The organism is Streptomyces kronopolitis, from assembly GCF_050953795.1.
GTDB lineage: Bacteria > Actinomycetota > Actinomycetes > Streptomycetales > Streptomycetaceae > Streptomyces > Streptomyces kronopolitis_A.
The window spans coordinates 7049133-7069073 of the sequence record NZ_CP191850.1 but is presented as its reverse complement, the minus strand read 5'-3'; the positions used below and the strand labels follow the sequence as shown (position 1 = coordinate 7069073).

At 73.6% G+C, this 19941-nt stretch carries 17 protein-coding genes; 11 read left to right on the top strand and 6 right to left on the bottom strand.

The features are described from left to right. Positions 1-476: 476 nt before the first annotated feature. From ACQP17_RS31170 to ACQP17_RS31145, 6 genes are all read left to right on the top strand, one after another. A complete protein-coding gene (locus ACQP17_RS31170) occupies positions 477-2492 on the top strand; it encodes a SpoIIE family protein phosphatase (RefSeq protein WP_433860054.1) in 2016 nt (671 codons plus the stop codon). 40 nt (positions 2493-2532) lie between these two features. Continuing rightward, on the top strand, positions 2533-3501 hold the full coding sequence (locus ACQP17_RS31165; protein WP_433859284.1) for a cyclase family protein: 969 nt from the start codon (positions 2533-2535) through the stop codon (positions 3499-3501). A gap of 135 nt (positions 3502-3636) precedes the next feature. Next, positions 3637-6477 carry a SpoIIE family protein phosphatase gene (locus ACQP17_RS31160; protein ID WP_433859283.1) on the top strand — a complete coding sequence of 947 codons (2841 nt, stop codon included), beginning with the start codon at positions 3637-3639 and terminating at the stop codon, positions 6475-6477. Between the two features lie 131 nt (positions 6478-6608). Continuing rightward, a complete protein-coding gene (locus ACQP17_RS31155) occupies positions 6609-8144 on the top strand; it encodes a sugar ABC transporter ATP-binding protein (protein WP_433859282.1) in 1536 nt (511 codons plus the stop codon). Then, on the top strand, positions 8141-9181 hold the full coding sequence (locus ACQP17_RS31150) for an ABC transporter permease (RefSeq protein ID WP_433859281.1): 1041 nt from the start codon (positions 8141-8143) through the stop codon (positions 9179-9181). Before ACQP17_RS31155 ends, ACQP17_RS31150 begins: the two co-directional genes overlap by 4 nt. A gap of 35 nt (positions 9182-9216) precedes the next feature. Further along, entirely contained in the window at positions 9217-10374 is a 1158-nt protein-coding gene (locus ACQP17_RS31145) for a substrate-binding domain-containing protein (protein ID WP_433859280.1), read from the top strand. 55 nt (positions 10375-10429) lie between these two features. Here ACQP17_RS31145 and ACQP17_RS31140 read toward each other — a convergent pair whose 3' ends face one another. Then, entirely contained in the window at positions 10430-11326 is an 897-nt protein-coding gene (locus ACQP17_RS31140; protein WP_433859279.1) for a LysR family transcriptional regulator, read from the bottom strand. A gap of 241 nt (positions 11327-11567) precedes the next feature. Between ACQP17_RS31140 and ACQP17_RS31135 the strand changes: the two genes are divergently transcribed. From ACQP17_RS31135 to ACQP17_RS31120, 4 genes are all read left to right on the top strand, one after another. Further along, positions 11568-11972 carry a tautomerase family protein gene (locus ACQP17_RS31135; protein WP_433859278.1) on the top strand — a complete coding sequence of 135 codons (405 nt, stop codon included), beginning with the start codon at positions 11568-11570 and terminating at the stop codon, positions 11970-11972. A gap of 326 nt (positions 11973-12298) precedes the next feature. Continuing rightward, complete coding sequence (locus tag ACQP17_RS31130) at positions 12299-12466, top strand: hypothetical protein (RefSeq protein WP_329143823.1); 168 nt, start codon at positions 12299-12301, stop codon at positions 12464-12466. After that, positions 12463-12729 carry a DUF4190 domain-containing protein gene (locus tag ACQP17_RS31125; RefSeq protein ID WP_433859277.1) on the top strand — a complete coding sequence of 89 codons (267 nt, stop codon included), beginning with the start codon at positions 12463-12465 and terminating at the stop codon, positions 12727-12729. The genes ACQP17_RS31130 and ACQP17_RS31125 overlap by 4 nt, the downstream gene beginning before the upstream one ends. A 372-nt stretch (positions 12730-13101) precedes the next feature. After that, positions 13102-13764 (top strand): hypothetical protein, encoded by a 663-nt coding sequence (locus tag ACQP17_RS31120; protein ID WP_433859276.1) that lies wholly within the window; start codon positions 13102-13104, stop codon positions 13762-13764. A 27-nt stretch (positions 13765-13791) separates the two neighbouring features. Here the strand turns inward: ACQP17_RS31120 and ACQP17_RS31115 are convergent, their stop codons facing one another. Together ACQP17_RS31115 and ACQP17_RS31110 are read right to left on the bottom strand one after the other, a co-directional pair. Next, positions 13792-14526 (bottom strand): S1 family peptidase, encoded by a 735-nt coding sequence (locus tag ACQP17_RS31115; protein ID WP_433859275.1) that lies wholly within the window; start codon positions 14524-14526, stop codon positions 13792-13794. Between the two features lie 185 nt (positions 14527-14711). After that, positions 14712-15833, bottom strand: a complete 1122-nt coding sequence (locus ACQP17_RS31110) for a chitinase (protein WP_433859274.1) — start codon at positions 15831-15833, stop codon at positions 14712-14714. Positions 15834-16232: 399 nt separating this feature from the next. Here ACQP17_RS31110 and ACQP17_RS31105 point away from each other — a divergent pair, with 399 nt between their 5' ends. Then, the gene (locus ACQP17_RS31105; protein ID WP_433859273.1) at positions 16233-16988 is read left to right on the top strand and encodes a dienelactone hydrolase family protein; all 756 of its coding nucleotides are present in this window, start codon (positions 16233-16235) and stop codon (positions 16986-16988) included. Between the two features lie 22 nt (positions 16989-17010). Here the strand turns inward: ACQP17_RS31105 and ACQP17_RS31100 are convergent, their stop codons facing one another. The 3 genes from ACQP17_RS31100 to ACQP17_RS31090 are packed head-to-tail and all read right to left on the bottom strand — an operon-like array spanning position 17011 to position 19929. Then, complete coding sequence (locus ACQP17_RS31100; RefSeq protein WP_433859272.1) at positions 17011-18204, bottom strand: cytochrome P450 family protein; 1194 nt, start codon at positions 18202-18204, stop codon at positions 17011-17013. Next, a complete protein-coding gene (locus ACQP17_RS31095; protein WP_433859271.1) occupies positions 18201-19391 on the bottom strand; it encodes an MAB_1171c family putative transporter in 1191 nt (396 codons plus the stop codon). Before ACQP17_RS31095 ends, ACQP17_RS31100 begins: the two co-directional genes overlap by 4 nt. Further along, complete coding sequence (locus ACQP17_RS31090; RefSeq protein ID WP_433859270.1) at positions 19384-19929, bottom strand: ImmA/IrrE family metallo-endopeptidase; 546 nt, start codon at positions 19927-19929, stop codon at positions 19384-19386. The genes ACQP17_RS31095 and ACQP17_RS31090 overlap by 8 nt, the downstream gene beginning before the upstream one ends. Positions 19930-19941 lie beyond the last annotated feature (12 nt).

Below are 19941 nucleotides of genomic sequence, written 5' to 3'. Positions count from 1 at the left end.
CCGGATGCGGCAGACGCACCGTGCGGGGCATCTGCCGCGATTGTGACACCGGGGGCCGACCGGACGTCGCAGCGACCGGCGGGCTTGCTCCGTTCACCATTGCCGGCGTTCGGCGGGAGGGCCCGCCCCCTGGCCAGGGCCCTTGTCGGGGCTCTTGTCGGGGGTGAAAGTGCTGGTCCCGGCCGGACGGAGGTGCGGTCGGGCGATCCAGGGGACCATGGAAGCCGGGGTCGCCGCCGGGCAGGGGCGGGCCACGGGCCGGAGGGCGGGAACGGGCGCCGGACGGAGCGGGGAAGGCCTGTCATCGGGCGGACCCGGAGGCCTCGTGGTCGGGTGGACGGGAGGAGCCCGTGGTCGGGTGGACGGGAGGGGCCCGAGGTCCGGCGGACGGAAGGAGTGCCGGGGTGAGCGCAGCCGAGGTGCCGCCCGCTGCCGCCGGCGGGCCGGAGGGCGGGTCGTCGCAGCCCAGCGGGCTGATGGACCTCCTCGCCGTCGCCGCGGTGCTGGTGGACGACGAGGGCCGGATCGTGCTGTGGAGCCCGCAGGCCGAGGAGCTGTACGGCTACTCCCCGGAAGAGGCGCTCGGGGAGTACGCGGCGCCGCTGCTCATCCACCAGGAGCACTGGGACCTGGTGATCAAGAAGTTCGCCGACGTCATGGAGACCGGCATCAGCTGGGGCGGCACCTTCCCCGTCCGGCACAAGGACGGGGCAGCGCGGCTGGTGGAGCTGCGCACCATGCGGCTGACGGACGACCACGGCGAGTTCTACGCGCTCGGGCTGGCCACCGACTCCCCGACGCTCCGCGAGGTGGAGCGCGATGTCGCGCTGTCCACCCGGCTGATCTCCCAGTCCCCCATCGGGCTGGCGATCCTCGACACCGAGCTGCGCTATGTGGCCGTCAACCCCGCCATGGAGCGGATGCACGGAATCCCCGCGAAGGACCATCTCGGCCGGCACTACCGCGAGATCATGACCGCCTCGAAGTTCGAGGTGCCCGAGGCCGCGATGCAGCAGGTGCTGGAGACCGGCGTGCCGATGGTCGACCAGGCCACCGTCGTCGGCCGGACGCCTTCCGACCCGGAGCACAAGCACGCCTGGTCGATCTCGTTGTACCGGCTGGAGGACCCCCAGGGGCGGGTGCTCGGGGTGGCCGACCTGGTGGTGGATGTGACCGACCGCTACCGGTCCGCGATGGAGGCCGCCGAGGCCCGGCGGCGCCTGGCCCTGATCGCGGACGGCTCGGCACGCATCGGCACCACCCTGGAGGTCGAGCAGACCGCCCGGGAGCTGGCCGAGGTCACCGTGCCCGAGCTGGCCGACCTGGGCACGGTCGATGTGCTGGACTCCGTACTGGGTGACCACCGCCCCAGCCGCGGCGAGGGCCCCGCGCTCTTCCGCGCCCTGGCGGTGAAGGCCGCCTACCCCACCGAGGCCCTCCATGCGGTCGACCCGCCCGGCAGGACCGCCGCCTACGAGGCCGGGCGGCTGGCCACCGAGTGCGTGCGCACCGGCCGCCCGATCCTGGTCTCCCACGCGGACCGCGACGACCTGGGGCGGATCGCCCGCAGCGACCGCGCCGCGGCCCTGCTGGCCGACGCCGGGGTGCACTCCTACCTGCTGGCCCCGCTCATCGCCCGCGGCCACATCCTCGGCTGCCTGGGGCTCAGCCGCGCCGGCAACCCGCAGCCCTTCGACGCGGACGACCTGGCCCTCGCCGCCGAGCTGGCCTCCCGCGCCGCCGTGTGCATCGACAACGCCCGCTCGCACCAGAGCGTGCGCAACGCCGCCGAGACCCTCCAGCGCAGCCTGCTCCCCGACCACCCGCCGCACCTTCCCGGCCTGGAGATCGCCTCCCGTTACCGGCCCGCGCAGGCCACCTACGAGATCGGCGGCGACTGGTACGACGTCCTGCCGCTGGAGGGCGACAAGACCGCGCTCGTGGTGGGCGACGTGATGGGCAGCGGTATCGACGCGGCCGCCACGATGGGCCGGCTACGCACCGCCACCAGCGCCTTCTCCGATCTCGATCTCGACCCGGCCGACGTCCTCCAGCACCTCGACAAGATCACCTCGGGGCTGGAGCACTACATCGCCACCTGCGTCCACGCGGTCTACGACCCCCACCGCGCCGAGTGCCACATCGCCACCGCCGGCCACCTGCCCCCGGTCCTGGTACGCCACGGCGGCCACCCCGTCCTCCTCGACCTGCCCACCGGCACCCCGCTCGGCGTCGGCGGTGTCCCCTTCGAGACCGTCACCTTCGGCCTCGCCCCCGGCGACCAGCTGGTCCTGTACACCGACGGGCTGGTCGAGACCCGCCACCACCCCATCGACGAGCGCCTGGAAACCCTGCGCGGCCTGCTGGACGCGCCCGACCGCTCCCTGGAGGAGACCTGCGACCGGCTGCTGGCGGCGCTGCGGCGGCCGGACGACCCCGATGACGTGGCCCTGCTCATCGCCCGCGTCCAGCCCTTCGGCCCCGGCACGTAGCGCCGCCGGGCGCCCCCGTCCCCCTTGGAGCACCGATCAGATGACCCGCCACCCCAGCGACGCGCCGACACCCCCGCCGGGCGGTGCGGACAACGGGCCCGCCGTCTCGCGCGCGGACTTCGACGCGCTGTTCGCGGCGGTCCGCGCCTGGGGCCGCTGGTCCGCCGCCGACCGCGGCGCCTGGAACCGGGTGACCCCGGAGCGGGTGCGGCGGGCCACCGCCCTCGTCCGCTCCGGGACGGTGATCCCGATGGCGCGCCCCTGGGACACCTCCCCCGGCCCGGACAACGGCCGGCCCGCCCTGCACTACATGTCCGACCCCGGCGGCCCGGAGCCCGGCGAGCCCGCCGTCCACAAGGACTTCATCGGCGCCGACTACCACGGCAAGGCGATCAGCCATCTGGACGCGCTGTCCCACATCGCCTACCGCGGGCAGCTCTACGACGGCCGCCCGGCGCGGGAATGCGTCGACGCGGCCGGTGCCCGCTTCGGCGCGGTCTCGGCGCTGGGCGCCCTGGTGACCCGGGGTGTGCTGCTCGATCTGCCCGCCGTTCTGGGGTGCCGCTGGCTGGCACCGGGACAGGCGGTGCACGCCGAGGGCCTGACGTCCGCCGAGCGGGCGCTCGGTGTGACCCTCGGCGAGGGCGACGCGCTGCTGCTGCGGTCCGGCAGCCTGCGCCGCCGCCGGGAGGAGGGCGCCTGGGACCCCGGCACGGCGAGCGCCGGGCTGCACGTGGACGCCGTGCCGCTGCTGGCCGAGCGCGGGATCGCGCTGCTGGGCGGCGACGGCGACAGCGACGTGCGGCCCTCGCCCGTCGACGGTCTGCACTCGCCGGTGCACGCACTCGCCCTCGCGGCGATGGGGGTGCCGCTGCTGGACAACCTCGACCTCGAAGCGCTCGCGGTCGCCTGCGCCGCGGAGGACCGCTACGCGTTCTTGTTCATGGTGGCCCCGCTGCACATCCCCGGCGGCACGGGCTCGCCCGTCACCCCCCTCGCGGTGCTGTGACGGCCCCGAGGCCCCCTGGGCCCCCGCACGCAGCCATGACCGATAAATGTAGAAAGCTCTACAATTAGGTGCGTGGTGCCGCTGTCCTCGCACGGGTGGCCATGGCAGCACGCATCGATCGGGCAGGTGATCGGGATGGGGCTCGTGGCAGGCGACCTCGGCCCCGCACGTGCCCGTGAGCGGTTCCTGCACGGTGGCCCGGTCGCGGAGGGCGTGCGCGGCCCGATCCTGGATTCCTGGCAGCGTTCCCGGTCCCTGGGGCTCACCCCGGAGGGCTGCGAGCTTCCCTACCGCCAGGACCTCGATCTGGACGGCCGGCTGGTCCGCGCCGCAGGGCCGGTGCTGGACCGCCTCCAGGCCAGGTTCGCGGGCCGGAACATGAACGTGTGCCTCGCCGACGGTCACGGGGCCGTGCTGCAACGCCGATTCGGTGAGGCCTCGCTGGTCAGGCACCTGGCCGCGATCCAGAGCGTGCCGGGCTTCGTGTTCGCCGAGCAGTTCGCCGGGACCAACGGCATCGGGCTGGCGCTGGCGGAACGGCAGCTGATCACCGTCTACGGCGCCGAGCACTTCGCCGAACGCTCACAGACCAACGCCTGTGCGGCCATTCCCGTCCGGGACCCGCTCAGCGGACGCATCGAGGGCGTGCTGTGCTTCGGCTATCCGCCCACCGACGCGAACGCGGCCCTGAACACCGTGATCAGCCGGGCGGCCGGCGCCATCGAGCAACGGCTGCTGACCCAGAGTTCGCTGCGTGAACGTGCCCTGCTCCAGGCCTACTTGGATGCCCGCGGTCGCGCGGCGGCCGGTGGGGTGACGGGCAACGGCGAGCCGGCCGGGACCGGGCTGGACTGGCGGGACGAGTTGCTGCTCAAGGAGCGGGCCGCCGATCTGATCGCCTCGGCCCAGCGCGCCGCCGTCGAGGTCAAGCTGCCCGGCGGTCGCCGGGTCACCCTGCTGAGCCGCCCGGTGACCAGCCCCTCCGGGGTGGAGGGCGTCGTCATCGAGGCGGTACTGCCCGCGCCGCACGAACACCTCGCCGTCCTCGCCGACGTGGGCGCCCCGCCCGGCGACCCGGCGGCAGACGCCCGCACCCTGACCCCTCCGCCGCCCGGAGCCGGTGCCGACACCGCACGCGGCCGGCCGGTCGCGGCGGCCCGCCCGCCGGGCACCGCCGGCACCACCGGGCCGACACCCGGTGGCGCGGCCGGCCCGGTGGTGCTGATCGGTGAGCCGGGGGTGGGCACGTACGCCGTGGCCGCCCGGCGCCGGCTGGAGCTGCTGTCCGAGGCCAGCACCCGGATCGGCACCACCCTGGACGTGAGCCGCACCGCCCGGGAACTCGCCGAGATGGCCGTCCCGCGGCTGGCCGACTACGTCACCATCGACCTCCCCGAGGCGGTGCTGCGCGGCGAGGAGCCGGCCCATCTGCGGACCGGGCTGCACCGCACCGTCGTCCACGGCATCCGCCCGGACTGCCCCTTCTACCCGGAGGGTGAGCGGGTCGCGCTCCGGCCGACGACGCCGCAGATCCGCTGCCTGACCAACCGTCAGCCCGTCCTCGAAGCCGATCTGACGGCCGCCACGGACTGGATCGCCCAGGACGCCGCGCACACCCGCCACCTCCTCGACCACGGCATCCACTCCCTGATCGCCGCCCCCCTCCTCGCCCGCGGCATCGCACTGGGCATCGCCAGCTTCTACCGCGCGCAGGACCCCGACCCGTTCGGCGACGACGACCGGTCGCTGGCCCAGGAGCTGGCCGCCCGCGCCGCCATCTGCATCGACAACGCCCGGCGTTTCACCCGCGAACACACCATGGTCCTCGCCCTGCAGCACAGCCTGCTGCCGCAGCGCTTCCCCGAGCAGAGCGCCGTCGAGGTCGCCCACCGCTACCTGCCGGCCGCGTCCGGGGTCGGCGGCGACTGGTTCGACGTGATCCCCCTCTCGGGCACCCGCGTCGCCCTCGTCGTCGGCGACGTCGTCGGTCACGGGCTGCACGCCGCCGCCACCATGGGCCGACTGCGCACCGCCGCGCGCAACTTCGCCGAACTCGACCTGCCCCCGGACGAGGTCCTCACCCAGCTCGACAACCTCGTGGCGCGCCTCGACCGGGACGAGGGCACCGAGGACCCGGCCGCCGACAGCCCCGGCATCATCGGCGCCAGCTGTCTGTACGCCATCTACGACCCCACCTCGCAGGTGTGCGTGATGGCCCGCTCCGGCCACCCGCCGCCCGCACTCGTCCACCCCGACGGCACCGTCGACCTCCCCGACCTGCCCGCCGGCCCGCCGCTGGGCCTGGGCGGCCTGCCCTTCGAGACCGCCACCGTCCCGCTCCCCGAAGGCTCACAGCTCGTGCTCTACACCGACGGGCTGCTCGCCGACCGCCACCGCGACGTCGACACGTCCCTGGACCGGCTGCGCGGGGCCCTGTCCCATCCGGCCCGTTCCCCCGAGGACACCTGTGAGGCGGTGGTGCGGACCGTGGTGCCGCCGCATCCCGACGACGACATCGCCCTGCTCGTCGCCCGCACCCGCGCCCTGGACCGCCGGCGGATCGCCACCTGGGACCTGCCCGCCGACCCGTCGCTGGTCTCCGGCATCCGTGCCGCGGTGACCCGCCAACTGGCCGCATGGGGACTGGAGGAGGCCGTCTTCGCCACCGAACTGCTGCTCAGCGAACTGGTCACCAACGCCGTCCGCTACGGCACCGCGCCCATCCAGGTCCGCCTCCTGCACGACCGCACGCTGATCTGCGAGGTGTCCGACGCCAGCAGTACCGCCCCGCATCTGCGCCGTGCGGCCAGCACCGACGAGGGCGGCCGCGGGCTGTTCCTCGTCGCCCAGCTCGCGCAGGCCTGGGGCACCCGCTACACCCCCGACGGCAAGGTCATCTGGGCCGAGTGCGCGCTGGAGGCACCCGGCGCGAAGGCCGCCGCCGAGAGGTTTTTCGACGACATCCCGGCCCTCTAGCGGCCGCTGCGACAGCAACGCCATAACGGGCCGTACCATGACGAAATCCCACAGAGCGTCATGAAGGATGCAGTGCGGCCCGGCCCGTCGGGCCCCAGGAAGAACCACGAGGCCGACCCCCGGAGAAGTCCGTGCACGACGCTCCCGACCGCAGCCCTCCCCCGCACCCCGCCCCGGAGCCGCTCGTCCGCATCCGCGGCGTCGGCAAGCGGTTCGGCGGCACGCGCGCCCTGGACGGCGTCGACCTCGACATCCGGCCCGGCCGCGTCCTCGCCCTGCTCGGGCCCAACGGCGCGGGGAAGTCCACCCTCATCAAGGTGCTCGCGGGCGTCCACCACGCCGACACGGGCACGGTGACGGTCGCCGGGCACCCGCTCGGCACCGAAGCGGCCTCCCGCGCCATGTCCTTCATCCATCAGGACCTGGGGCTGGTCGGGTGGATGACGGTCGCCGAGAACATCGCCCTGGGCGCCGGATACCCGCGCCGCGCGGGCCTGGTGTCGTGGCGGCGCACCCGCCGGCAGGCCGCCGCCGCGCTGGACCTCGTCGCCGCACATCTGGACCCGGACACCCCCCTGGCCGACCTGCCGCGCGCCGAACGCTCCCTGGTGGCCCTCGCCCGCGCGCTGTCCAGCCGGGCCGCGCTCCTCGTCCTCGACGAGCCGACCGCCAGCCTCCCGGCGGCGGACTGCGCCCGGCTCTTCGACGTGCTGCGCACCCTGCGCGACCAGGGCCACGCCCTCGTGCACGTCACCCACCGCATCGACGAGGTGTACCGGGTCGCCGACGACTTCGCCGTGCTGCGCGACGGCCGTCTGATCAGCCAGGGCCCCCTGGCCGGCTACGATCCGGCCCGCCTCGTGCACGACATCGTCGGCCACACCCCGGGCGGCCACCGGACCGTCCCCGCCGCCGGCCCGGTCGTCCTCGGCCTCGACGGGGTGGGGACCGCGCACACCGCACCCGTCAGCCTGGAACTGCGCGCGGGGGAGATCCTCGGCATGGTGGGCCTCACCGGCGCCGGGCACATGGAACTGGGCCGCGCCCTCGCCGGCGCCGGCCGCCTCCTCGGCGGGCGGGCCCTGCTCGACGGGCGGCCCTACGCGCCGGACACGGTCGCCGCCGCCGTCGCCGCCGGCGTCGGCCTGGTGACCAGCAACCGTCAGGAGGAGGGCTGCGCCGCCGAACTGACGGTGCGGGAGAACTTCCTTGCCAACCCCCGGGCGGGCGGCGGGCCGGCCGTCCACTGGATCGGCCCCCGACGCGAGCGTGCCGAGGCGGCCGCCCTGATCGAACGGTTCTCGGTGTCGCCCGGGGACACCGAGGCGCCGATCGCCACCCTCTCCGGAGGGAACCAGCAGAAGGTCATGGTCGGCCGGTGGCTCGGGCGCGAGCGGCGGCTGCTGATCCTTGAGGAACCGACCGCCGGCGTCGATGTCGGTGCCAAGGCCGCGCTCTACCGCCTGCTCCAGGAGGCGCTGGCCGACGGCCTCGCGGTCCTGCTCCTGTCCACCGACTTCGAGGAGGTCGCCCAGGTGTGCCACCGGGCCCTGGTCTTCGTCCGCGGGGACGTGACCGTGCAGCTGAGCGGCGAGGCGCTGACCGCCGCCGCACTCGCCCGCGCCTCCTCGGCCATGACCGCGCTCACCGGGACGAGGAGACGATGACGCCCCTGCCCCGTCCCCCGCTGGGCCGCCGGTGGGGCCACCTCCTCGGCGCCTACGGCCTCCTGGCCCTCGCCGCGCTGCTGTTCCTGACCTTCTCGCTGGCGCTGCCGGACACCTTCCCCACCCTGGACAACATCTCCGAGGTGCTGTCCAACGAGTCGATCCCCGCCGTCCTCGCGCTCGGCGCGATGATCCCCATCGTCACCGCGAAGTTCGACCTGTCCATCGGCTACGGGCTGGGCCTCGCGCACGTCATGACGATGCGGCTGATCGCCGAGGAAGGGTGGCCCTGGCCGCTCGCCTGCCTCGTGGTGGTGCTCGGCGGGGCGGTCGTCGGCGTCTTCAACGGCGTCGTCGTCGAATTCGGGCGGATCGACTCGTTCATCGCCACCCTCGGCACCGGCAGCATCCTCTACGCCGTCACCGGCTGGCTCACCAACGGGTCCCGGATCGTCCCCGGCCCGCAGGGCCTGCCGGCCGGCTTCACCGACCTCTACGACTCCCGGTTCCTCGGCCTGCCGGTCTCCGCGTTCTACGTCCTCGCCCTCACCGGCGTCCTGTGGCTGCTCCTGGACCGGCTGCCCCTCGGCCGGTACCTGTACGTCATCGGCTCCAACCCCCGCGCCGCCGAACTCGTGGGCATCCCCGTCCGGCGCTATGTCATCTACGCGTTCACCGGCTCGGGCCTGGTCGTGGGCGTCGCCGGGGTCCTGCTGGCCGCGCAGCAGCGGATCGGCAACCCGAGCGTCGGACTCGACTACCTGCTGCCCGCGTTCGTCGGCGCGCTGCTCGGCTCCACCGCGATCAGACCCGGTCGCGCCAATGCCCTGGGCACCCTGGTCGCCGTCGTCATCCTCGCCGTCGGCCTGGCCGGCATCGGTCAGCTCGGCGCCCAGTTCTGGGTCACCCCGCTGTTCAACGGCGCGACGCTGCTGCTCGCCGTCGGCATGGCCGGGTACGCCGCGCGCCGTCAGCTGCGGCGGGGCCGCGCGGAGCCCGCACGGCCCCGCCACGACGCCCCGCACGCCACACCGTGACCCTCACCCGTGCCTCCCGTCCGCAAGGAGCGCCCGTGTCCGCGCACCGCACCTCGGCCCTCGGCAACGCCGGCGTCCTGGCCGTGGCCGTGGCCGTCACCGTCCTCGCCGGGTGCGAGCGCGGCACCTCGGCCGGCGCCGGGTCCTACTCGCCCGGACCGGTACGGACGGGCTGCCCCGCCGTCCTGGCCAGGGCCCGGACGACCGTGGACCGGGCCATGACGACCCGCTCCACCTGGGACGGCCCCACCACCGGCCCCCGGGCGGTGTCCGGCAAGCGGATCGTCTACGTCGCGCAGACCATGAACAACCCGGGTGTCGCGGGCGCCGCCAACGGGGTACGGGAGGCCGCACGGGCCATCGGCTGGCAGGTCCGGGTGATCGACGGCCAGGGCACGCCCGCGGGGATCCAGGCGGCCTTCAGCCAGGCCCTCGCCCTGCGGCCCTCAGGCATCGTCCTCGGCGGCTTCGATCCGCATCTGACGTCGCAGCAGGTGACGAAGGCGGGCGCCGCGCACATCCCGCTCGTCGGCTGGCACGCCGTCGACGCCCCCGGCCCGAGCCGGAACCCCGCGCTGTTCAGCAACGTCACCACCCGGGTCCAGGACGTCGCACGGAGCAGCGCGGACTGGATCATCGTGCACTCGCACGGCCACGCCGGGGTCGTCGTGTTCACCGATGACTCGATCCCGTTCGCCAGGAACAAATCCGAGCTGATCGAGAAGGAGCTGGCCACCTGTTCCGGCGTGCGGCTGCTGGCCGAGGAGAACATCCCGATCGCGGACACCAGCAGCCGCACGCCGCAGGAGGTCTCCTCGCTGCTCTCCCGCTTCCGGGAGCGCTGGACCCACTCCGCCGCCATCAACGACGTGTACTTCGCCGACGCCGCCCCGGCACTGCGCGCCGCACGCAGGAAGGGCCGCGGCGCGCCGTTCAACATCGGTGCCGGCGACGGCGATCCGTCCGCGTTCCAGCGCATCAACAGCGGGCAGTTCCAGGCCGCCACCGTTCCCGAACCCTTCGCCCAGCAGGGCTGGCAGATCCTCGACGAGTTCAACCGCGCCTTCTCCGGCAGACCCGCCAGCGGCTATGTCGCCCCCGTGCACATCGCCACGGCCGCCAACAGCCGGGGCGCCACGACCTGGGACCCGCCGGGCTACCGCGCGGCGTACCTACGGATCTGGGGGAGGTGAGGCCGACCGGCCTCCGCCGGGCCCGCACGCCGGGAAGCCGGGGCAGGCCGGGACGTCACCGCGGCGACCCCGGGTGCGTTCGCGCCACGGAGTCGACCAGGGCGTGCACGGCCGGCAGCCAGGGACGGTCCCGCGGTCCGCACAGCACCAGGTCCCTGCTGTGGTGCGGGGTGACCGGCACCAGGACCAGGTCATCGGGGACGACCGACCGGGAGACCTCCGGCAGGATCGAGACCCCGAGGCCGGCCTGGACCATGCTGAGGAGCGTGCCGAGGTCCCGGACGCGGTGGGCCGGGGTGTACTCCTCCCCCGCCAGCCGGTGAATGGTGCGGATGTGCCGCTCGCAGCCGTTCGGCGAGAGGACCAGCGGGTCGTCCGCGAGGTCCGCGACATGGACGCTCTCCTCCCCCGCCAAGGGGTGGTCCTGCGGGAGCAGGGCGAGAAAGGGGTCGGTCACCAGGAGCGCGCCGCCATGCCCGTCCCCGCGAACGGCGTCCGACGGCGGGTCGGCCACGATGGCGGCGTCCGCCGCCGCACCGGCGAGCCAGGCCTCGGTCTCCTCACCGCTGCCCTCGAACACCCGGAGCCGCAGCGCGGGCAGCCGCTCGGACCACTCGCGCAGCAGCGAGGGCAGCAGGCCCTGGCAGACCGTCGGGGTGGCGGCGAGCCGTACCGTCCCACCCGGCGTCGCCCGGTGCCGGGCCGCGGCGTCGAGGACCGCGTCCGCCGCCGCGAGGGCCGCGCGGGCATGGGGCAACACCACCTCACCAAGGTCGGTACTCCGCACGGGAGTTGAGCGCACCAGCAACGCCCCGCCGAGGGTCCGCTCCAGCGAGGCCACGGCATGCGAGACCGCGGACTGACTCAGCCCCAGATCCACCGCCGCGGTACCGAATCCGCCCGCGTCGACCGCCGCGACGAACGCCCGCAACTGCGCCAGATTCAACGCCACGATGCCGTTCCCTCCCCGCCATGAGCGCCATGAGAGCCATGAGGGGCGCGAAGGGCGTGGGCATCGTGAGGTCCCCCCCGGCACGGCGCCGGGCCCCTCTCTCCCAAGCCCTTCCCACAACTCCTCACCAGGCTGCCCATGAGGCCCCCTCATGAGCCCATCGATGCTCCTCGTTGGACCCATCTTCCCTGACCGGAGAGGCTCATGAGCATGCACCCGGACTCCTGAAAGGCGCCGCCCCATGCCGTACATCCGCGTCACCGTCTCCGACCCGGACCTGACCCCCGCCCACCGCCGCGCCCTCGCCGGGGGCCTGACGGACCTGGCCGTCTCCGCCCTGGGAAAGTCCGCGGCCCGCACCACGGTCCATGTCCACCCGGTCCCGGCCGACCACTTCTTCGTCGCCGGCCGCCCGGTCCGCGAGGCCACCGGCGCACATGTGGAGGCGAGCATCACCGCGGGCACCAACAGCGCCGAGGAAAAGGCCCAATTCCTCACCGGCGCGTACGCGCTGCTGCGCGAGACCCTGGGCGTACTGCCCCCGGTCGCCGGCGTCGCCCTGTACGAACTCCACCCCGAGAGCTACGGCTACAACGGCGTCACCCAGCTCGACCACTACCGTCACACGGCCCGGGCCGCCCCGTGACCGACGCCCCCGCACAGCCGTGACAGACCTGTTCACCACTCGCCGCTGACCGGCTGTCCGGCCCGGGCGATGAGGTCGACGGCCTCGGCCGGCGCGTCCGGCACGCTCCCGGCCGCGCCGGAGAACCGGACGCCCAGCCGCGGCGCACCCGCGGTCGGCGAGGGAGACGACCGTGCGCGACAGCCCAGACGCGGACGGTATGACTCCGGCGCCCATAGGTGTGCGGGAAGCGGGTACCCGGTTCACGCAAGCCGCCGCAACGGAGCGGCAGGTGCCCGCCCGGGCCGGCTGCGGCACGTGGCCGACCTTCGCATGAAAGGCACAGCATGCTCTTTCTGGTCGTCTCCCTCTTCCTCTTCGGTGCGTTGCTCGGGACGGCGGGTCATGTCCCGGTGCCCGTCACCGTGCTCGGCGGGATCGCCATCACCGCCTGGCTCACGGTCTTCTTCTGGCGGGAACGCCGCAAGAGCGGCATGAAGGGAGCCTCGCGATGACCTCCACCTGGATCCCGCTGAAGACCGGGCCCCGCCCACAGGCCGACCGGATGGCCGTCGCCGCGTTCGTCTGCGGCCTGGTGGGCACCGTGGTCTTCAACGTCTTCTTCGGCCCCTGCGCCGTCCTGTTCGGCATCCTGGCACTGGCCCGCGGCACGATCCGCCGCCTGCGCGCCTGGCTGGGCGTGGCCTTCGGCGTGCTCGACCTCGTCCTGCTCGTCGTCCTGACCTCGGCCGGCGGAACGGTGAGCTGGCATCTCTAGGCCCGGTCGATGACGACCGTCTGGGCGCGGGTCGCGCCGCGTGCCACAGTGGGGCGCCATGACGGCGGTGGACACGACGAACGCAGCAGTTGGCGAGGCAGAAGCGCTGGCAACGGATGCCTTGCGCTGGCTGCTCAGGGGCACGGGAGACCGGGGACAACGGCCTCGCCTGGGCTGCCACGCCCTCCGATGACGAGACCGACCCCGCGATCTACAGCCGCGCTGACCCCGGTCGACACCTTCTCGGCGGTGGCGCCCAGCACCTCTCCCTGCATCTGGGTCGGTGTCAGGGAGTCCAGCAACGCCAACATGATCTTCGAAGCTTCCTGTTGTCCGGCAGCAAAACCACAGCACACCGCAACGGGAGAACCGATGAACAACGCCACCACCCACCGCCTCCGCGGCCGCGCCGGCCGCCGCATCGCCGCCGCCGTCCTCGCCGCGGCGGCGCTGGGGCTGGGGACCACGGCCTGCGGGCCGGACTCGGGGGCGACCGGCGCCGACGGCTCAGCTGGCTCTTCGAGTGCGGCCGGGTCGGCGCGCCACTCGGCCTCGCCCCAGTCCTCCAGCGGTTCCTCCTCGGACGCCGCCGCCTCGCAGGGCCAGGCGGGCGGCAAGTCCGCCGCGGGCTCGTCCGCCGGCCAGGCGTCGGCAACCGGGGCCGGCTCCAAGGCGGGCGGTGACACCGGCGGCGGGTCCGCCTCCGCCGGGGGCGGTGTCGCGCATGCGGGCAACCACCGCACGATCGTCGGCAAGCTGTCGTACCTCGCGCCCGGCAAGCTGACCGTCACGCCCGAGGGCGGCGGCAGGGAACAGGCATTCCTGATCTCCCACGCCACACGGATCCTCGGCGCGGCCGCGATCTGCTCCGACGCCGACGGCGACGTGGCCATCGGCGGGGACGGCTACGGCACCAGGAAGTGCACCGTGGAGCAGCTGGAGAAGGCCGCCAGGACCGGCAGCGTGACGGTCCGCGTCACCATGGGCGCCACGTCCGGCGGTGGCGAGACGGTCGAGGAGAAGTACCACCCGTAGGGCCCCGCATCCTGCCCGCGCGCCGGGCTATTGCCGGATGACGGAGCGGATCCAGGCGAGTTGCTGGGAGATCTCCCCGGCCTGGGCGGTCGTCTCCCGGTCGGAGCCGTTGAAGACGCCGAGGAGGGTCTCGGTGCCGCTCGGGGCGATGCTCATCACCGGGCCGCCGGAGTCGCCGCCGGCGGGGATCCCGGACACCTTTTCCATGCAGAAGTCCGGGCCGCCCGGGGCGGTGAAGCCCGCGCAGCGGGGGTCGTCCGGCCGTACGACGCGCAGGTCGGACTGCTTGAGCACGGGAGACTGGCAGGAGTTCTCGTCACCGGTGCAGGTGGCGCCCCACCCGTATTGCCGTACGACCTGGCCGAGGTGGACTCCGGCCGTGGCCAGTGGCGCCGTGCGGATCTTCATCGGCTGGACCTTGATGAGCATCATGTCGGCGTGCGCGCTGCCCGCGCGCTTGCCGGGGAGCGGGCGGACCGTGGTGCCCTTCCGCATGTCGAGGTTGCCGACCCGGAACGAGATCCGCTTGTCGGCGACCGGCTGTGCCTGCTCGTAGAAGCAGTGCGAGGCGCTGATGATCCACCGGTCGGTGACGGCGGTGCCGGTGCACGTCGGCTTGCCGTCGATGAGCATGCGCACCGCCCATGGGCCGTAGGTGCTCTTCGCGCCGCCGATGACGGCGGAGGCCGGCGCGGACGACATCACCACACCGGTCAGCAGAAGTAACGCGGTCAACAGCAGCGCACGTGCGCGACGCACCATCCGGAACAGCTCCTCTCAACGGGCATAAGCCGTACGAAGGAGGAGATGCCTCGCGGGGGCGAAACGTTCCGTACGGGGCGAACGAAACGGCGCGGGGCCGCCGTTCGCCCGGCCGGGCGGGGTTCCGGTCGGGCGGGGTCCTGGCCGGGCGGCGGGGGCCGCACGGGGGCGCGGCCGGTGGCGCGTCAGCCGCGGCCGGTGAAGGCCCGTACGAACTCGTTCGTGTTCTTCCCGGTGCTGGAACAGGTCGCCTGTGCCTGGATGTTGGCGCCTTCCGGGCACGGCTTGTCGCGGGTGGCGGACCACATCGACAGCCGGCCGAGCCCCTTCTGCCGGGCGAAGGTCTTGAGTTCGGCCGCGTCGCCGGGCGTGAAGATCTCACCCTTGACGTCATTCACCCCGATCATCGGCGTGACCCCGACCGCCTTCCACGCCGCGGCCTCACCGCGCAGCCCCAGCGCGGACTTGACCTGCTGGTGGGTCGCGGTGGCGGCGTCGATGGCGTACTTGCCCATGTCGCCGTCGTAGGAGCTGCCGTAGTCCATGGCCATGATGTTCACGGTGGAGATCCGGACGCCGTTCTTCTTCGCGCCCTTCAGAACGGCGACGGAGTCCCGGTTCAGGCCCGAGGGCATCACCGGCAGGGTGAAGGAAACGTCCAGCTTCCGGCTCTGCTGGAGCCGGGCGATCGCCCGGGCGCGCAGGTCGTTGGCCTTGGTGTCGGTCAGGGCGGGGCCCTCGATGTCGAAGTCGGCGCCGGTCAGGTGGTAGGCGTCGATGACCTTGCGGTAGGCGTCCACCAGCTTGTCCACCGAACCGCAGGCGCGGGCCAGCTCGTTGCCGCTCTGGCCGCCGAAGGAGATCCGCACCTCGCCGCCCTGGGCGCGCAGTTGGTCCGCCTGACCCGCCACCGGGTTGTCGGCCAGTTCCTGCCGGCCGCCCCACTTGGGCGCGCAGCCGCCGCCCGGGGAGACGAACGCCAGGGTGTACTCCTTCACACCGGTCTCCCGGGCGCCCTTGAGGAGGTCGTAGGAGGGCGTGAGCGAGGTGTCGACGTACGGGGCGAAGCCGCCGGACGCGTGGGAGGGCGCGGAGGGGGCGTGCGGGGAGGGCTTCTTGGTCGCGGGAGCCGTGCTCTTGTGCGGCGGGGGCGTCGCCGGCCCGGGGGTCCTGGCACCGTCGGGGTCGCCGGACGAGCAGCCGGCGAGCAGTGACGCCGCGAGCGCCGCGGCCGTCGCCGCCGCCGTGGCGGCCGGTATCCGAGTGCGGCTGCCGCGCACGGCGAACTGTGTGGTGTGCTTCGTCATCGTCGGGCTGCATCCTTTGTGGGGGGTGAGCGGTGGTGTGGGGATCTGGGTCCCGCACGGCTGCCGCGGTCCTCCCCCACCGCCCCGGGAGCGGACCGCGATCCGGACGTGTTCCGGATCAACTTCCCTCGGTCCAAGGCAATCGCATCCTTTTTCGCTGGTCAAGAATTGCCCTGGGGCGCAGGCGGGGGCGGGCACGGTCCGCAGCCGAGGTGCTGCGGACCGTCGCTACTGTGGGACGATCCGCCGGCGTGGTGACCCACCGACGCGGGCCGCCCCCGTCGCGCGCCCCGGGGTCCCGTGACCGACACCACTGTGACCACGTGACCGACAGCACCACGGCCGGCAGCCCGATGACCGGCAGCCGCAGGACGACAGCCACAGGAAAGGAAAGCGAGCATGACAAACGTGCAAGGAACCTCCCTGGACGTCCCCACCCCGGACGGGACCGCCGACGCCTACCTCGCGCACCCCGGCGACGGTGCGCCGCACCCCGGCGTCCTGCTCTACATGGACGCCTTCGGGCTGCGCCCCGCGCTGGAGGAGATCGCCCGGCGGCTGGCCGGGCACGGCTACACGGTGCTGGTGCCCAACGTCCTGTACCGGGCCGGGCGCGCCCCCGTGGTGGACCTGCCGGACTTCATCGATCCCGCCCGGCGGCCGGAGATCTTCAAGCCGCTCTTCGGCCTGGTCCGGTCGCTCACCCCCGACCAGGCCATGCGGGACGCCGGCGCCTACCTCGACTGGCTGGCCGCCTCCCCGCTGGTCGCCGAGGGACCGGTGGGCACCGCCGGCTACTGCATGGGCGGCGCCCTCGCCCTGCGCACCGCCGCGGCCCACCCCGACCGGGTCGCGGCGGTGGGCTCCTTCCACGCCGGCCATCTGGTCACCGAGGACGAGGACAGCCCGCACCGGCTCGTCGGCCGCGTCACGGCGGAGCTGTACTTCGGCCACGCCGACCAGGACCAGTCGATGCCGGCCGACCGGATCGAGACCCTGGAGCAGGCCCTGGACGCCGCGGGCGTGACCTACCGCAGCGAACGGTACGAAGGCGCTCCCCACGGCTACACGCAGGCCGACACCGCCGCGTACGACGCCGGGGCGGACGAGCGGCACCGGCGCAATCTGCTGGAGCTCTTCGGCCGCCGTCTCTGAACCCGCGGGCCCCTCGGGGCGCTCACCCGACCGCGACGGGCAGCCGCTTGAGCGCGTGCGACCGGAACGACGCGCGCCACTCCAGCCGTTCGTCGGGGACGGCGAGCCGCAGCCGCGGGAAGCGGTCGAGCAGGGTGGTCAGGGCGGTGCGGCTTTCCAGCCGCGCCAGGGCGGCGCCCAGGCAGTAGTGGACGCCGTGGCCGAGTGCGAGATGCGCCTTGTCGGCACGGTGCGGGTCGAAGCGGTCCGGTGCGGGGTAGCGTGCCGGGTCGCGGTGGGCGGACGCGAGGCCGAGCAGCACGGTGTCGCCGGCCGGAATCCGTACGCCGCCGATGTCGACGGGCTCGGTGGGGAAGCGCCGGATGGCCATCTGGTTGGGATGCGCGAAGCGGAACAGCTCCTCCACGGCCTCCGGCATCAACTCGGGCCGGGCGCGCAGGGTGCGTAGCTGGTCGGGGTGGCGGAGCAGGGTCAGCAGTCCGCCGCTGATCAGGTGCTGGGTGTTCTCGCTGCCCGCCATGAGGATCAGGAAGGCCAGCGAGACCAGTTCGTCCTCGCTGAGCCGGGCGCCGTCGTCGCGGGTGGCGATCAGGGAGGACAGCAGGTCGTCCGCGGGCCGGGCGCGGCGGGCGGCGATGAGGTCCACGAGGTAGCGGTGGATGTGTCCGATCGCCTCGGCGGTGTGTCCCGGGTACTCGGGGGCGAACATGGCGCCGACCCAGCCGGAGAACGTGCGGCTGTCCGCCTCGGGCACGGCCAGCAGGTCGCCGATGATGATCAGGGGCAGCGGGTTGGCGAACGTCGTGACCAGGTCGGCCTGTCCCGCCTCGGCCAGCCGGTCGGCGAGCTGCGCGGCCACGGTGGCCACCCGCGCGCGGAGTTGCTCGACGTGCCGTGGTGTGAAGCCCTTGGAGACCAGCCGGCGCAGCCGCAGATGATCGTCCGGGTCGATGTTGAGGAGGTTGGCGTCCAGCGCGGGCGGCAGCGAGAAACCCCGGTAACCGTTCGTGGAGTGCGCCTTGTTCACCGACAGCCGTGCGTCGGTGAGTCCGGCGCGGACGTCGCACTCCCGGGTGACGAGCCAGACGGGCGACCCGTCGGGCAGCGCGATCCGGTGCACGGGCCCTTCCTCGCGCAGCCGGGCGTAGGTGGGATAGGGGTCCTGGAAGAACTCCTGGTCGAAGGGGGCGCTGAGGGCAGTGGTCGGCTGCGTCATGGGCGTTCCTGGGGTTCCGGGGCGGCCGCGGCGTGCGTGGCCGCGGCCCGGGCTATCGGGGACGTGGTGAAGGCGCGCGCCAGCTTGCGCTGGAAGGCGAGTTCGGCGGCGAGGTCCTCGGGCTCCGCCACCCGGGGCGTCTGCGGGTGGACGGCGGGCCGCACCTGTGCGGCGCGCGCCTCCAGGGCGGCCCTGAGCTGTGCCGCCTCGACGGTGGCCGCCAGGTCGGTGCCGGTCAGACCGGCCGCGAGGGCGCGCTCCTCGGCGGCGCCGGCCACCTCTGCCGGGGTCCAGACGCGCAGTGCCCACTGGGCGTCGCGGATCTCCACGAGCCTGCGGTAGAGGCGGGTGCGCAGATCCGTGTCGGGTTCGAGGTGCAGCACCGGGTCGGGGATCTGGGAGGTGACCTCGCGGTGCAGCGGGCCCAGCTCCCGGAACGCGCGGTGGTCGGTGAACCGCCCCCACAGCGCGGTGAGATGGCGGCCCCAGTCGGGGAGGATCCAGCCCAGCGTCTTGCTGAGGGTGGCGATGGTGACGGCGACCTGCGCCACCGGCTCCCAGCCCTGCCCGCTGACGCCGAACTGGGCGGCGACGATGTCGGCGGCCCGGCAGCCGGTGTAGACGAGGGCGAAGGGCAGGGTGGCGGCGATGAGGTACAGCCCGCGGCGCATCCAGGGGTGCGGAGCGATCCTGGCGTAGCGCCAGCCGAGGACGCCCACATCGATCTGGTTCGCGGCGTAGGCGAGCAGATAGAGGGTGAGATAGGCGGGGTAGTACTGGGCGCTGTCGAGGGCGAAGTCGTCGGGCTTCTCACCGCGGCTGGTGGCGGCGGTGAACAGCGCCACCATGGCGAGGAGTACGAGCCCGAGCCCGATCAGCCGGGGCCGTGCCTTGCGCCAGGCGAGGGGGGCGTCATGGGTGAGGTGGAGCAGCACGACCTGCTGGCACGCCGTCAGCAGGACGACGCAGCTCTGCGACAGCAGCCCGGAGAAGTTGACGATGCCGACGGCGCTGCTGAGGGCCGCCCAGACCGCGGGGGTGGAGACGGTGTAGGTGACGAACAGGAAGAAGAAGTTGCCGAGCAGCGCGACCTGCGTCACGGACCGGTCGATGCGCAGCACGCGCAGTTTGTACAGCAGCGCCAGGCCGGCGACGACGGCGCACAAGGGGTAGAGAACGCTATTCATGACTTCCTCGGAAGGCGGGATTTTCCAGCGCACCGAGCCGGGCGACCAGCTCTTGCATGGCGGGTGGGACGGGCCGGAGCCGGCCGGTGGTCCAGCTGCCGATCCGTCGCCCGATCAGGGAGCCGACGTACTCGGCTTCGGTCTCCGCCCAGGACCGGGAGTGTTCGCGGCCCAGGGTCCGGCGGATCAGCGTGGGGTCGAGCGAGGGCAGCAGCAGCCGGGAGGCCTCGGGGGTGAGGACCGGGCTCGCCTCGTGGTCGCAGATGAGGTGCCCCAGCTCGTGCAGGATGACCTGTTGCTGGTGCACCGGTGCGAGCCGCTCCTCGTAGACGACGTACTCCGCGCCGGCCGTGGAGACCCACAGGCCGTCGGGGCTGCCCAGCGGCAGGGGGCAGGGCAGCAGCTGGATGGGACGTCCGGAGCGCCGGCTGAGGTGGGCGCACAGCTCGTCGACGGACAGCTCGGTGCGTGCGGGCAGCTCCAGCTCGTCGACGCGTCGTTCGCATGACTCGCGCAGCCGCGCCGCCTGCGGGTCCACGTGCCGGTGCCG

Excerpts from the sequence above, each read along its gene's own strand:
- ACQP17_RS31110 (WP_433859274.1), bottom strand. The coding sequence starts at position 15,833 with ATGACGAAGCACACCACACAGTTCGCCGTGCGCGGCAGCCGCACTCGG.
- ACQP17_RS31130 (WP_329143823.1), top strand. The coding sequence starts at position 12,299 with ATGCTCTTTCTGGTCGTCTCCCTCTTCCTCTTCGGTGCGTTGCTCGGG.
- ACQP17_RS31115 (WP_433859275.1), bottom strand. The coding sequence starts at position 14,526 with ATGGTGCGTCGCGCACGTGCGCTGCTGTTGACCGCGTTACTTCTGCTG.
- ACQP17_RS31120 (WP_433859276.1), top strand. The coding sequence starts at position 13,102 with ATGAACAACGCCACCACCCACCGCCTCCGCGGCCGCGCCGGCCGCCGC.
- ACQP17_RS31160 (WP_433859283.1), top strand. The coding sequence starts at position 3,637 with ATGGGGCTCGTGGCAGGCGACCTCGGCCCCGCACGTGCCCGTGAGCGG.
- ACQP17_RS31150 (WP_433859281.1), top strand. The coding sequence starts at position 8,141 with ATGACGCCCCTGCCCCGTCCCCCGCTGGGCCGCCGGTGGGGCCACCTC.
- ACQP17_RS31165 (WP_433859284.1), top strand. The coding sequence starts at position 2,533 with ATGACCCGCCACCCCAGCGACGCGCCGACACCCCCGCCGGGCGGTGCG.
- ACQP17_RS31170 (WP_433860054.1), top strand. The coding sequence starts at position 477 with ATGGACCTCCTCGCCGTCGCCGCGGTGCTGGTGGACGACGAGGGCCGG.
- ACQP17_RS31095 (WP_433859271.1), bottom strand. The coding sequence starts at position 19,391 with ATGAATAGCGTTCTCTACCCCTTGTGCGCCGTCGTCGCCGGCCTGGCG.
- ACQP17_RS31105 (WP_433859273.1), top strand. The coding sequence starts at position 16,233 with ATGACAAACGTGCAAGGAACCTCCCTGGACGTCCCCACCCCGGACGGG.
- ACQP17_RS31135 (WP_433859278.1), top strand. The coding sequence starts at position 11,568 with ATGCCGTACATCCGCGTCACCGTCTCCGACCCGGACCTGACCCCCGCC.
- ACQP17_RS31125 (WP_433859277.1), top strand. The coding sequence starts at position 12,463 with ATGACCTCCACCTGGATCCCGCTGAAGACCGGGCCCCGCCCACAGGCC.
- ACQP17_RS31100 (WP_433859272.1), bottom strand. The coding sequence starts at position 18,204 with ATGACGCAGCCGACCACTGCCCTCAGCGCCCCCTTCGACCAGGAGTTC.